Annotated in this window: 13 protein-coding genes; 12 read left to right on the forward strand and 1 reads right to left on the reverse strand. The window is 67.4% G+C overall.

Translation table 11 applies throughout. The features are described 5' to 3' along the window. Positions 1–42: 42 nt before the first annotated feature. The 11 genes from leuC (at position 43) to accD (ending at position 12,353) form a co-directional block, all read left to right on the forward strand. Complete coding sequence (leuC, locus tag QE494_RS01275; RefSeq protein WP_300040693.1) at positions 43–1,464, forward strand: 3-isopropylmalate dehydratase large subunit; 1,422 nt, start codon at positions 43–45, stop codon at positions 1,462–1,464. A gap of 20 nt (positions 1,465–1,484) precedes the next feature. After that, a complete protein-coding gene (locus QE494_RS01280; protein ID WP_300040695.1) occupies positions 1,485–1,619 on the forward strand; it encodes an entericidin A/B family lipoprotein in 135 nt (44 codons plus the stop codon). 4 nt (positions 1,620–1,623) lie between these two features. Continuing rightward, a complete protein-coding gene (gene leuD / locus QE494_RS01285; protein WP_300040697.1) occupies positions 1,624–2,274 on the forward strand; it encodes a 3-isopropylmalate dehydratase small subunit in 651 nt (216 codons plus the stop codon). A gap of 58 nt (positions 2,275–2,332) precedes the next feature. Then, positions 2,333–3,403, forward strand: coding sequence for a 3-isopropylmalate dehydrogenase (leuB, locus tag QE494_RS01290; protein WP_300040699.1), 1,071 nt, complete (start codon positions 2,333–2,335; stop codon positions 3,401–3,403). 370 nt (positions 3,404–3,773) lie between these two features. After that, positions 3,774–4,904, forward strand: a complete 1,131-nt coding sequence (gene asd, locus QE494_RS01295; RefSeq protein ID WP_300040701.1) for an aspartate-semialdehyde dehydrogenase — start codon at positions 3,774–3,776, stop codon at positions 4,902–4,904. 110 nt (positions 4,905–5,014) lie between these two features. Continuing rightward, the gene (locus QE494_RS01300) at positions 5,015–7,573 is read left to right on the forward strand and encodes a FimV/HubP family polar landmark protein (RefSeq protein WP_300040703.1); all 2,559 of its coding nucleotides are present in this window, start codon (positions 5,015–5,017) and stop codon (positions 7,571–7,573) included. Positions 7,574–7,695: 122 nt separating this feature from the next. Further along, complete coding sequence (truA, locus tag QE494_RS01305; RefSeq protein ID WP_300040717.1) at positions 7,696–8,466, forward strand: tRNA pseudouridine(38-40) synthase TruA; 771 nt, start codon at positions 7,696–7,698, stop codon at positions 8,464–8,466. Beyond that, entirely contained in the window at positions 8,463–9,188 is a 726-nt protein-coding gene (locus QE494_RS01310) for a phosphoribosylanthranilate isomerase (RefSeq protein ID WP_300040705.1), read from the forward strand. The genes truA and QE494_RS01310 overlap by 4 nt, the downstream gene beginning before the upstream one ends. Positions 9,189–9,329: 141 nt before the next feature. Further along, the gene (gene trpB, locus QE494_RS01315; RefSeq protein ID WP_300040707.1) at positions 9,330–10,595 is read left to right on the forward strand and encodes a tryptophan synthase subunit beta; all 1,266 of its coding nucleotides are present in this window, start codon (positions 9,330–9,332) and stop codon (positions 10,593–10,595) included. After that, positions 10,592–11,416, forward strand: coding sequence for a tryptophan synthase subunit alpha (trpA, locus tag QE494_RS01320; protein ID WP_300040709.1), 825 nt, complete (start codon positions 10,592–10,594; stop codon positions 11,414–11,416). Before trpB ends, trpA begins: the two co-directional genes overlap by 4 nt. Before the next feature lie 64 nt (positions 11,417–11,480). Next, complete coding sequence (accD, locus tag QE494_RS01325; RefSeq protein ID WP_300040711.1) at positions 11,481–12,353, forward strand: acetyl-CoA carboxylase, carboxyltransferase subunit beta; 873 nt, start codon at positions 11,481–11,483, stop codon at positions 12,351–12,353. Positions 12,354–12,418: 65 nt separating this feature from the next. Here the strand turns inward: accD and QE494_RS01330 are convergent, their stop codons facing one another. Continuing rightward, on the reverse strand, positions 12,419–12,985 hold the full coding sequence (locus QE494_RS01330; protein ID WP_300040713.1) for a YggT family protein: 567 nt from the start codon (positions 12,983–12,985) through the stop codon (positions 12,419–12,421). A gap of 82 nt (positions 12,986–13,067) precedes the next feature. On the opposite strand from QE494_RS01330, the gene QE494_RS01335 reads away from it, so the two are divergent. Further along, positions 13,068–13,706: LON peptidase substrate-binding domain-containing protein (locus QE494_RS01335; RefSeq protein WP_300040715.1), on the forward strand; the 639-nt coding region annotated here is incomplete at its 3' end.

The raw sequence follows: 13,706 nt of genomic DNA on the forward strand, positions 1-13,706 counted from the left end.
CACGCAACCTGAGTCCACCAGGACCGCACGGACCGCCACATCATGGGACGCACCCTCTACGACAAGATCTGGGACGAACATGTCGTCCACACCGAGGAAGACGGCACCGCCGTCCTCTACATCGACCGCCATCTGGTCCACGAGGTGACCAGCCCGCAGGCCTTCGAGGGCCTGCGCGAGACAGACCGCAAGGTCTGGCGCATCAGCTCCATCGTCGCCACCGCCGATCACAACACGCCCACCACCGGCTGGGAGCTGGGCTACGACGGCATCACCGACCCGATCTCCAAGGAGCAGGTGACTACGCTGGACAAGAACATTGCCGAGTTCGGCTCTGCCGCCTACTTCCCCTTCTTGGACAAGCGCCAGGGCATCGTCCACGTCATCGGCCCGGAGCAGGGCGCCACCCTGCCGGGCATGACCGTGGTCTGCGGCGACAGCCACACCTCCACCCACGGCGCCTTCGGCGCGCTAGCGCACGGCATCGGCACCTCCGAAGTCGAGCACGTGATGGCCACCCAGACCTTGCTGGCCAAAAAGGCCAAGAACATGCTGGTCAGGGTTGATGGCCAACTGGCCCGCGGCGTCACTGCCAAGGACATGGTGCTGGCCATCATCGGAAAGATAGGTACCGCAGGTGGTACCGGCTACACCATCGAGTTCGGCGGCGCTGCCATTCGCAGCCTGTCCATGGAAGGCCGCATGACGGTGTGCAATATGGCCATCGAAGCCGGTGCACGCGCCGGCCTGGTGGCGGTCGACGACAAGACCATCGAGTACGTCAAGGGCCGCCCGCTGGCGCCCGCTGGCGTCGAGTGGGACCAGGCGGCCGCCTACTGGCGAACCCTGTACTCCGACCCGGATGCGAGCTTCGACGCCGTGGTGACCTTGGACGCCACCCAGATCCTGCCGCAGGTCACCTGGGGCACCTCCCCCGAAATGGTGCTGGGCGTGGACGCCCGCGTGCCCGACCCCGACAAAGAAAAAGACGCCAACAAGCGCGGCGCCATGGAGCGCGCCCTGGCCTACATGGGCCTGGAGCCCGGCAAGCCGCTGGCCGACATTCATGTCGACAAGGTCTTCATCGGCTCGTGCACCAACAGCCGCATCGAGGACATGCGCGAGGCCGCTGCTGTGGTTAAGCGCCTGGGCCAAAAAGTATCGAAGACCGTCAAGCAGGCCCTGGTCGTTCCGGGCTCGGGGGTGGTGAAGGCACAGGCCGAGCGCGAGGGACTGCACGAGGTCTTCATGGCCGCCGGCTTCGAGTGGCGCGAACCGGGCTGCTCCATGTGCCTGGCGATGAACGCCGACCGGCTCGAAGCCGGTGAGCGCTGCGCTTCGACCAGCAACCGCAACTTCGAAGGTCGCCAGGGTGGCGGTGGGCGCACCCATCTGGTGTCACCCGCCATGGCCGCGGCCGCGGCGATCCACGGCCACTTCGTCGACATCCGCCAGTTCGCCTGACCGCTCCCGGAGAGCCCGCCATGAAATCACTCACCGCCCTGATCCTCTCTGCCATCGTCAGCCTGATGCTGTCCGGCTGCAACACGCTCGAAGGCATCGGCCAGGACATCAAAAAAGCCGGCGGCGTCATCGAAGACGCGGCCAAAAAGAAGTAAAGCCATGGACAAGTTCACCGTGCACAAGGGCGTTGTCGTGCCCATGGACCGTGAGAACGTCGACACCGACGCCATCATCCCCAAACAGTTTCTGAAGTCGATCCGTAAGACCGGCTTTGGCCCCAACCTCTTTGACGAGTGGCGCTACCTCGACCCGGGCGAACCCGGCCAGGACCCGGCCTCACGCAAGCCCAACCCGGACTTCGTGCTGAACCAACCCCGCTACCAGGGCGCGTCCATCATGATTGCGCGCAAGAACTTTGGCTGCGGGTCATCCCGTGAGCATGCGCCCTGGGCCATCGTCCAGTGGGGCGTCCGGGCGCTGATCGCCCCGAGCTTTGCCGACATCTTCTTCAACAACTGCTTCAAGAACGGCCTGCTGCCCATCGCCCTGCCCGAGGCCATCGTGGCCCGCCTGTTCGACGAGGTCGCCGCCTTCCCGGGCTACAGCCTCACCGTCGACCTCGAGCGCCAGGTGATCGTGCGCCCCCGGGGCGAAGAGATCCCATTTGACGTCCAGGCCTTCCGCAAGTACTGCCTGATCAATGGCTTTGACGATATCGGACTGACCCTGCGCCACGCCGACAAGATCCGCAGCTTTGAAGCCCAGCGCCTGGCCACCAAGCCCTGGCTGGCTCGCACGCTGCACGGCTGACATTTGCCGTTGGCGCGCTGGCGCCAACGCCCTGCCCTTTTTGGTACTCAAAATCCCCATGAAAATCGCAGTTCTGCCCGGTGACGGCATCGGCACCGAAATCGTCGCTGAGGCGGTCAAGGTCCTCCATGTCCTGGGCCTTTCATTCGAGATGGAAACCGCCCTGGTGGGCGGCGCCGCCTACGAGGCCCACGGCCACCCACTGCCCGACGCCACGCTCAAGCTCGCCCAGTCGGCCGATGCCATCCTGTTCGGTGCAGTGGGCGACTGGAAGTACGACAAGCTCGAGCGCGCGCTGCGCCCGGAGCAGGCCATCCTGGGCCTGCGCAAGAATCTGGGCCTGTTCGCCAACTTCCGCCCGGCCATCTGCTACGAGCAGCTGGTAGACGCCTCCAGCCTCAAGCCCGAGCTGATTGCCGGCCTCGACATCCTCATCATCCGCGAGCTCACCGGCGACATTTACTTCGGCCAGCCCCGTGGCCGCCGTGTCGCCACCGACGGCCATTTCCCCGGCGCCGAGGAAGCCTTCGACACCATGCGCTACTCGCGTCCGGAGATCGAGCGCATCGCTCACGTCGCCTTCCAGGCTGCCCGCAAGCGCGGTAAGCATGTCACCAGCGTCGACAAGGCCAACGTGCTCGAGACCTTCCAGTTGTGGAAGGACGTGCTCACCGAGATCGGCAAGGAATATCCGGACGTGACGCTCGACCACATGTATGTGGACAACGCTGCCATGCAATTGGTCAAAAAGCCCAAGTTCTTCGATGTGGTGGTCACCGGCAATATGTTCGGCGACATCCTCTCCGATGAGGCGGCCATGCTCACCGGCTCCATCGGCATGCTGCCCTCGGCCAGCTTGAACTCCAAGAACCAGGGCCTGTACGAGCCCTCGCACGGTTCGGCCCCCGACATCGCCGGCAAGGGCGTGGCCAATCCGCTGGCCACCATCCTCTCGGCCGCGATGATGCTGCGCTTCAGTCTGAACCAGGCCGAGGCCGCCGACCGAATTGAAGTGGCGGTCAAGAAGGTGCTGGCGCAGGGCCTGCGCACGCCCGACATCTACAGCGAGGGCACCACCAAGGTCGGCACCCGCGAAATGGGCGAAGCCGTGGTCAAGGCGCTAGGCTGAGGCGCTCTCCCGGTAACCCAACGCGCCTTCGAGGAGCGTTTCACACAACGCGCCCTCGGGGGGCGTTCTCACGCAACGCGCCTTCGAGGAGCGCTTCACACAACGCGCCTTCATGCGCGTTTTTCCATTCAGGGCCCGAATCAGGGTGAGGTAAGCCCCTCCGGTACAATTCACCGGATGTTCGCCGCCCGCCCGTTCTCCTCGAACCCCGCAGCCGCCCGCCTGGCCGCTGCAGGCGCGCGCGCGACCACTACCAACACTCCGACTATTAAGGGCTGAACGGCTCTGGTTCGTCGTGCGCCCTCCCGGCCAGACGAGCCGGGCAAACAGTCGATCGTGGCACTGTTTGAAAACTTGAAAGGGCGATGAAATGAGCAAGTTGGTTGGCCTTGTGGGCTGGCGCGGCATGGTTGGCTCGGTCCTGATGGACCGTATGCAGGCCGAGGGCGACTTCGCCCACATCGAGCCGGTGTTCTTCTCCACCTCTAACGCTGGCGGCAAGGCCCCTGCAATGGCCAAGAACGAAACCACTCTAAGAGATGCCTTCGACATCGAAGCCCTAAAGAAGTGCGACATCATCCTCACCGCACAGGGCGGTGACTACACCACCGAAGTCTTCCCCAAGCTGCGCGCCGCGGGGTGGACGGGCCACTGGATCGACGCCGCCTCCACCCTGCGCATGAAGGACGACGCGGTCATCGTGCTCGACCCGGTCAACATGCCGATGATCAAGAACGCCCTGGCCCAAGGCGGCCGCAACTGGATCGGCGGCAACTGCACCGTGAGCTGCATGCTGATGGGCGTGGGCGCCCTGTACAAGGCGGGCCTGGTGGAGTGGATGTCGTCCATGACCTACCAGGCGGCCTCGGGTGGCGGCGCACAACACATGCGTGAACTCCTGACGCAGTTCGGTACGCTCAACGCCGAGGTGAAGTCCCTGCTGGACGACCCCAAGTCCGCCATCCTTGAGATCGACCGCAAGGTGCTGGCACGCCAGCAGTCCTTGTCGGCAGCCGAGACCGCCAACTTCGCCGTACCGCTGGGCGGCTCCCTCATTCCCTGGATCGACAAGGACCTGGGGGCTGGCATGTCCCGCGAAGAGTGGAAGGGCGGCGCTGAGACCAACAAGATCCTGGGCCAAGGCGCCGGCTTCAGCACGCCTGCTGTACCGGTGGACGGCTTCTGTGTGCGCATCGGTGCCATGCGCTGCCACAGCCAGGCCCTGACCTTCAAGCTCAAGAAGGACGTGCCCCTGGCCGACATCGAGGCGATGATCGCCGCCGACAACGACTGGGTGAAGGTCATCCCCAACACCCGCGAGGCCACGATGGCCGGCCTGACCCCAGTGGCGGTCACCGGCACGCTGGGCATTCCGGTGGGACGCCTGCGCAAGATGGCCATGGGCCCGGAGTACCTTGGCGCCTTCACCATCGGCGACCAGTTGCTCTGGGGTGCTGCTGAGCCGTTGCGCCGCATGCTGCGCATCCTGCTGGAAGCCTGAAGCGCGAGCGCGACCGCAGCGGGTCGCACCGCGCGGGCGCTGCTTGTCACTCCCAAGGCTTGCTGTTATGGTCGATCGGATCCCTCCCTTCTGACGCTGTCCTCCCTACCATGAGACTCTTGCCGGTCGCCGCTGCGGTGGCCCTGCTGCTGCCCCTCACGAATGTCTTTGCCCTGGCCCTGGGCCGGATCAGCGTGCAGTCCTCCCTCGGGGAGCCCCTGCGGGCCGAGGTCGAGGTCACACAGATCACCCCCGAAGAGGCGGCCAGCCTGCGCGCTGCGCCGGCCGCGCTGGAGGCCTTCCGAGCCGCCGGCATTGAGCGGCACCCGGCCTTGGCAGAGCTGCGAGTCAGCCCCGAGCGCCTAAGCAACGGCCGCTTCATCATCCGGCTGTCGAGCGACCGGGTCATCAACGAGCCGGTGATTGATCTGCTGCTGGAGGCGAGTTGGAGCGCTGGTCGTATCGTCCGCGACTACACCCTGCTGTTCGACCCGCCCGCCAACCGCGCCGAGGCGTCCACCACACCCGGCACACCCACGCCCCCCGCATCGGCGGTACCAGCTCAGTTGCCGCCGCTGCCGCAAGCCGCCGGGCTGGCCCCCGGAGAGTCCACCGCAGCCCCTGGGGCTACCAGCCCGTCCGCTGCCGCATCGGCAACACCACCTGCGTCTACGCCGGCTGCTTCTGCCCCCATTCCAACGCAAGCGGCCAGCGCACCCGCCACAACCCGAGTCACCGTCAAACCCGGCGACACCGCCGGCCGGCTGGTCGCCGTCGCCAAGCCCGCCAGCGTGTCGCTCGAGCAAATGCTGGTTGCACTGCTGCGCGCAAACCCCGATGCCTTTGTCGGGAACAACATGAACCGGCTCAAGGCCGGTGCGGTGCTGGAGATGCCTGCCGCCGAAACCGCAGCCACGGTCGAAGCGCGGGAGGCACGGCGTACCGTCATTGCCCAGAGCCAGGATTTCAACGCGTTCCGCCGCCGACTGGCAGAGGCCACCGCTGCCCGTCCCGAGGGCGCTGCGCCAGGCGCTGGACCGACCGACGCCGGACCGGCCGCCAGCCGGCGCGCGACGGGTCGGGTCGAGGCGCGGGTGGAAGAAAAAGGCCGCCGCCCGGCTGACGCCACGCCAGACCGTCTCACCCTGTCCAAGGGCGCGGTGCAGGGCCAGGCTTCGGCAAGCGCCGCCGCGGCAGCCAGCGCAGCGAGCAAAGCCAGCAGCGCGGATGCCCAGCGCACGGCCAATGAAGACCGCATCGCCCGGCAACGCGCGGAACAAGAGGCCAGCCAACGCCAGTCCGAGCTCGAACGCAACATCGCAGAGCTCAACCGCCTGAACGCCGGCGTTGCCGGTGCCCGCCCGCCCGGCTCAGCAGCATCTGCTGCCGGCGTGGCCCTGAACCTGCCGGCCAGCCCTGCTTCGGCGGCATCTAGCCCCGCTGCATCCACCCCCGCTGCAGCAGCTTCCGAGGCAGCATCCGCGCCCGCCGAAGCTGCCAGCGATGCGCCGGCGGCCGCCGCATCATCTGCCCAAGCGCCAGCCTCCACCCCGGCCAAGGCCGCCTCGGGCGCAGCAAACGTTCGTACCGGTTTGGCCGACCGCCTGCTGGCGGCCCTCGGAGACCGGGTCAACCAGCCCTGGACTCTGGCCATCGGGGCTGCCGTCTTGGCGGGGCTGGCCGCAATCGGCGGATTGCTCTGGTGGAGCCGACGCAAGCCGGCCGGATCGGCGGCCCCCACTCCCGCCCCTACGCCCACACGCCCCGGGACCCAAGCAAGCGGCGAACCCGGCGACGGCGCGGGCCTGGCGCGTGGCGCGGAAAGAGCGATTTCCAGCTACAACGCGACCGGCTCGGACACACAGGCGGAGACCGACCCGCTCGCCGAGGCCGATGTCTATCTGGCCTACGGTCGCGACCTGCAGGCCGAGGAAGTCCTGCAAGAGGCACTCCGAGCCACGCCGGATCGGCTGCCGGTCATCGTGAAGTTGCTGGAAGTGTTTGCCCGCCGCTTCGACTGGGATGCCTTTGAACCGCTTGCCCGCCGCGCCCGGACGCTGACAGGCGCCCAGGGTCGGGACTGGGCCCGGGTCGTCGAGCTTGGCGCCAGCCTCGCACCGATTGGCCATCCCCTGTTCAGCGCCAACGCCAAGGACGCCGGGCCCGGCGCGGCCGGCCTGGACGAACCCTTTGGGGCAGGCGCATTTGCCAGCGCACCCTCCTACGACCCCAGCCCGCCGAGCGCAGGCGCTGCGGGGCTGGACCGCAGGGCTGACGTGCCCGCCGGGCTGGACCTGGACATCGAGGGCTTTCGCATGCCCACGCCGGCTCCCGATGCGTCAAGGGCGGCAGCGCCGGCCCCTGACGCGGAGATCGACGCCTTGTTCGAGGACGACCTCGGCCCCCGCACCGACAACTACCGCGCCAGCCCCATCCCGCCCGGCGCGGCGATGGACTTCGACCTGGCCGGCCTGTCACTCGACCTCAACAAGCCTGCCGGTGACGCGGGCGCTGCTGCCGACCCGCTGGCCACCAAGCTCGCCCTCGCTGAAGAGTTCCTCAGCATCGGCGACACCGAGGGCGCGCGCAGCCTCGCGGAGGAAGTGCGGGTCCAGGCCAGCGGCGACTTGCGCGCGCGCGCCGAGCGCCTGCTGACCGAGTTGGGCTGATGCGGCCAGCCGAGGGCGCTGGCGCCAACGCCATGGCAGGCGCTGCAGGCGACGTACAAGGCCTGGCCTCCAGCGATGCCGCAGTTGCGCCTGGTGGGGTGCCTCCCTTGCAACGCTGGGCCATGGGCGTGAGCTACAGCGGCCATGGCTACCAGGGCTGGCAAAGCCAGCCCTCCGGCAACACCGTCCAGGACAAACTCGAGGCCGCCCTTTCGCAGTTTGCGGCGCAAGCTGTGGCGACCGTCTGCGCCGGCCGCACCGACGCCGGGGTGCACGGCCTCATGCAGGTGGTGCATTTCGACACGCCCCTGGCGCGCGAAGCCTTCTCCTGGGTGCGCGGCACCAACGCCTTTTTGCCCCCCGACATCGCGGTGCAGTGGGCGCACCCGGTGGCCGAGCGCTTTCACAGCCGGGCCAGCGCCCTCGCCCGGCGCTATGCCTACGTGCTGCTTGAGTCACCGGTTCGCCCAAGTGTGGACGCGCACCGAGCGGGCTGGGTCTTCCGCCCCATGCAGGCCGAGCCGATGCGCCAGGCCGCCGACCGGCTGCTGGGGGAGCATGACTTCAGCTCCTTTCGCGCCTCAGGCTGCCAGGCGCGCTCGCCGGTCAAAACGATGCGGCGCATCACGATCGAACGCCGCGGCGCCTATTGGCGCTTCGAGTTCGAGGCCAACGCCTTTTTGCACCACATGATCCGCAACATCATGGGCTGCCTGGTGCTGGTTGGCCAGGGCCTGCAAGCGCCCGAGTGGATGGACACGGTGCTGGCGGCACGCAGCCGCGACGCTGCCGCACCCACCTTCGCGCCCGACGGCCTGTACTTCCTCGGGCCGGTCTACGAGCCCGCCTGGGGCCTGCCCGATCGCACCCCTGCGTATGATTGGTTGCCATGACCGCCCCGGCCCACCCGCTGCATGCGCCGCCTGACCACCAAGGCAACCTCACCCGCACCCGCATCAAAATTTGCGGACTGACCCGCGCCCAAGACGTGGACGCCGCGGTCGAAGCCGGGGCCGACGCGGTGGGCTTCGTGCGCTACCCCAGGAGCCTGCGCCATGTGAGCATCGAACAGGCCGCTGAACTTGCCCGGCGGCTGCCGCCTTTCGTGACCCCGGTGCTGCTGTACGTGAACGAATCGCCCGCGGCAGTGGCGGCCGACCTGGCCCACATGCCCCAGGCCCTGCTGCAGTTCCACGGCGACGAGTCACCGGCCCAGTGCCTGGAAGCAGCGGCGGGCCGGCCCTTCCTGCGGGCAGCGCGAATCCCCCTTGACCCGGGGGCCGGCTTCGATTTGCTAGCATTCGCCCAGAACTATTCTTCGGCTCAGGCCATCCTGCTCGACGCGCATGTCGACGGGTTCGGCGGCGCCGGCAAGGCATTCGATTGGTCACGCATTCCAATAAACGTCAACGCTCACCTCGTCTTGTCTGGTGGGTTGACACCTGCAAACGTGGGCGATGGCATCGCCCAGGTGCGGCCGCGCGCGAAAACGCTGGCCGTTGACGTGAGCTCCGGCGTCGAGAGTGCCAAAGGCATCAAGGACGCCGTGAAGATCGCCCAATTCGTGGCCGCCGTGCGTGCGGCCGACACCCACCTCGCGAACAGACCCGACTGAGGCCCCGCGGCCGCCCTCCGCAGCATGTCTGCCGGACCCGGGTCATTCGCAGATTCAATTGCAGGCGGGGCCCACGACCGAAAGGCTGAACGGCCCAAGGTACAAGGCCCAAGGTACAAGGCCCAACATGCAGGACAAGCCATGATCGACTACGCACAACCCAACGCCGCCGGGCACTTCGGCCCCTATGGCGGCAGCTTCGTCAGCGAGACGCTGACCCACGCCATCGCCGAACTGCGGGACGCCTACGCCCGCTACCAGAACGACCCCGAGTTCCTGGCCGAATTCGCCTACGAGCTCAAGCACTTCGTCGGCCGGCCCTCCCCCATCTATCACGCCGCCCGCATGAGCCGCGAGATGGGCGGCGCCCAGATTTACTTGAAGCGCGAAGACCTCAATCACACCGGCGCGCACAAGATCAACAACGTGATCGGCCAGGCCATGCTCGCCAAGCGCATGGGCAAGCCACGTGTCATCGCCGAAACCGGCGCTGGCCAGCACGGCGTGGCTACCGCCACCATTTGCGCCCGCTACGGCCTGGAGTGCGTGGTGTACATGGGCTCGGAGGATGTCAAGCGCCAGAGCCCCAACGTCTACCGCATGAAGCTGCTGGGCGCGACGGTGGTGCCGGTGGAACTGGGCAGCCGCACACTCAAGGACGCCTTGAACGAGGCAATGCGCGACTGGGTGACGAATGTGGAAAACACCTTCTACATCATCGGCACCGTGGCGGGCCCGCATCCCTACCCGATGATGGTGCGCGACTTCCAGAGCATCATCGGCAAGGAAGCCATCGAGCAGATGCCCGAGATGGCCGGACGCCAGCCCGACGCGGTGCTGGCCTGCGTGGGCGGCGGCAGCAATGCGATGGGCATCTTCTACCCCTACATTCCCTTTGAGGGCACGCGACTCATCGGCGTCGAAGCTGCCGGAGAGGGTCTCGACAGTGGCAAGCATTCGGCCTCGCTGCAACGCGGTCAGCCCGGCGTGTTGCATGGCAACCGCACCTACATCCTGCAAGACGAAAACGGCCAGATCACCGAAACGCACAGCATCTCCGCTGGCCTCGACTACCCTGGCGTAGGCCCCGAGCACGCCTGGCTCAAGGACATCGGCCGCGCCGAATACGTGGGCGTGACCGACACCGAGGCGCTGTCCGCCTTTCACTACCTGTGCCGTACCGAAGGCATCATCCCCGCGCTCGAGTCGAGCCATGCCATCGCCTACGCAATGAAGATGGCCAAGACGATGCGTTCTGACCAACATATCCTGGTCAACCTCTCTGGGCGCGGCGACAAGGACATCGGCACCGTGGCCGATCTGTCCCAGGCCGACTTTTACTGTCGACCCAGCTGCCGCGGGCAGACCGTCAAAGGCGATGTGCACCCGGTGGAGTTCAAGTCATGAGCGCTGCCTCCCCGAACCGCATTGGCGCCACCTTCGCCCGCCTGCAGTCGCAGGGCCGCAAGGCCCTCATCCCCTACGTGACCGCCGGCTTTCCCTTTGCCGACTGCACCCCCGCGTTGATGCAGGCTATGGTGTCCGCCGGCGCCGACGTGATCGAGCTGGGCGTGCCCTTCTCCGACCCGATGGCCGACGGCCCCGTCATCCAGAAGGCCGGCGAGCGCGCACTCGCTCAGGGCGTGGGCATGACACAAGTCCTGGCCATGGTGGCCGATTTCCGCCGCACGGACAGCAGCACGCCGGTTGTGCTCATGGGCTATGCCAACCCGGTGGAGCGCTACGACATCAAGCACGGCCCGGGCGCTTTCATCCGCGACTGCGCCGCGTCTGGTGTCGACGGACTTCTCAACGTCGACTACCCCCCCGTGGAATGCGAGCAATTTGCCGCCGACCTGCACGCCCACGGCCTGGATCTCATCTTCCTGCTCGCGCCCACTTCGACAGACGCGCGCATGCAGCAGGTGGCACGGGTGGCCAGCGGCTACGTCTACTACGTCTCGCTCAAGGGCGTGACCGGCGCCGGCAACCTGGACACCGGCGCGGTGGAGGCCATGCTGCCCCGCATCCGCCAGCATGTGAACATCCCGGTCGGGGTAGGCTTTGGCATCCGCGACGCCGAGACCGCCCGCGCCATCGGTAGGGTGGCCGACGCGGTCGTCATCGGCACCAAGCTGATCCAGGTAATTGATGGCCAGCCCCGGGACCAGGTCGCCCCGGCGGCGGCGGCCTTCCTGGGTGGTATCCGACAGGCGCTCGACGCATAATCAGGCTCAGCCCCGGGGTCGGTGGCGCCGCTGGCGCCCCACCCCCTCCCGAGAGGAACCCCCTATGTCCTGGCTCGAAAAACTCCTGCCGCCGAAGATCCAGCCCACTGACCCCACCGAGCGCCGCAGCGTGCCCGAGGGCCTGTGGATCAAGTGCCCGAGCTGCGAGTCGGTGTTGTACAAGTCCGACCTCGAGCAGAACCAGAACGTCTGCCCCACCTGCAGCCATCACCACCGCATGTCGGCCCGCGCCCGGCTCGACGCCTTCCTGGATCCGGAGGGCCGCTACGAGGTCGGCCAGGAGGTGCTGCCGGTTGACCCGCTCAAGTTCAAGGACAGCCGCAAGTACCCCGACCGCCTCAAGGAAGCCCTTGAGAACACCGGCGAGACCGACGCCCTGGTGGTGATGGGCGGCTCAGTCCACAGCATCAACCTGGTGGTCGCAGCCTTCGAGTTTGACTTCATGGGCGGCTCCATGGGCTCGGTGGTTGGCGAGCGCTTCGTGCGCGGCGTCGAGACCGCCATCGAGCAGAAGGTGCCCTTCCTGTGTTTCACCGCCACCGGCGGCGCGCGCATGCAGGAGGGCTTGCTGTCCCTCATGCAGATGGCCAAGACCAATGCGGCGCTGACCCGTCTGGCGGCCAAGGGCCTGCCCTACATCAGCGTGCTGACCGACCCCACCATGGGCGGGGTGAGCGCGGGCTTTGCCTTCGTGGGTGACATCGTGATTGCCGAGCCCAAGGCCCTGATTGGCTTTGCCGGCCCGCGCGTGATCGAGACCACGGTGCGGGTCACCCTGCCCGAGGGCTTCCAGCGCGCCGAGTTCCTGCAGCAAAAGGGCGCGGTCGACTTCATCTGCGACCGCCGCGAACTGCGCAAGACCGTGGCCAACGCCTTGGCCATGTTGCAGCGGCAGCCGGCGGATGCGGTGAGCTGAGGCCTTCGGGGCGGTTTTGCTCATACGGCCCCTCGGGGCCGTTTTTCATGGTCGCCTGGCGCGCGTCACCCCAGCACCGCCACCTGCAGACCCGAGAGCACAATGCCCGCGATCTGCAAAAGGACCAGCAGCGCCAGGGGCGTGAGGTCCAGCCCGCCCACCCGCGGAACAAGCCGCCGCAAGGGCGCCAGCAGCGGGACACACAGGCGCTCGACCAGGTCGGCCATGTCCGAGTCGGCCCGCACCCAGGAGAGGATGGCCCCCAGCAGGACCAGGGCGGTCATGCACGAGAGCACCAGCCGCGCCAGTCCAAACACGGCCAGCACGGGCAACAGGGCCCAGGCCGGTCCCGTCGCCAGCCCACCCAAGGCCCCCGACACCGACCACAGGACCGCCAGTTGAACGAGTTCCACCGCCCAGGCCGCCATCAGGCTGGCGGTGTCGATCCGGCCCATGGCGGGCAGCAGCCGGCGCAGAGGCAGCACCAGCCAGTTGCTCACCGCAAATACGAAGCGACCCAGCGGATTGCCAAAGGGCACCCGCTGCCACTGCATGTACAGACGCAGCAGGCAGGCGCCACCCACCAGGCTCGCAGCCACGTCGAGCAGCAAGGACAGAATCTGGAAAAGCATAGGCGCGTACTCGGGTGATGGGCTTCTGTGATGATAGCGACCCTGTCCCTGCGAAGGGACCGGTCGCTCCTACCAAGACCCCATGTCCGAACCCTCACCCACCTCGCCCGCCGGCGCCCCCGGCCCTTCCGATGAATGGCCCGGGCTGCCGCTGTTCCCCTTGGGCACGGTGCTCTTTCCCGGCGGCCTGTTGCCCCTGCGAATATTCGAGGTGCGCTACCTGGACATGATTCGCCGCTGCCAGCGCGAGGGGCGGCCCTTCGGCGTGGTCACGCTCACACAGGGCCATGAGGTCCGCCAGGCCGGTACTGGCCCGGAGGCCTTCCATCCGGTGGGCACGCTGGCCACGGTGGCCGAGATCAGCGCGCCCCAGCCAGGGCTGCTGATGATCCAGGCCCACGGCGGCTCGCGCTTTCAGCTCCAGTCCAGCCAGCAACTCAAGCACGGTCTGTGGGTGGGCCAAACGCTCCCCCTGGCCGACGATCCGGCGGTGCCGGTGCCAGAGGACCTGCAGGGTCATGCCAAATCCCTGGCCCACCTGCTTGAAACCCTCCGTGCCCACGCCGCCGACGCCCGCAGCCGGATGCCGGTGCGCTCGCCCTGGCACCTGGACGACTGCGCCTGGGTCGCCAACCGCTGGAGCGAGTTACTGCCCCTGCCGGTCGAGACCAAGCAGCAGCTCATGGCACTGGACAACCCGGTCTTGCGGCTGGAGCTGGTG

It is taken from the genome of Ramlibacter sp. (assembly GCF_029866045.1).
Taxonomy (GTDB): domain Bacteria; phylum Pseudomonadota; class Gammaproteobacteria; order Burkholderiales; family Burkholderiaceae_C; genus Ramlibacter.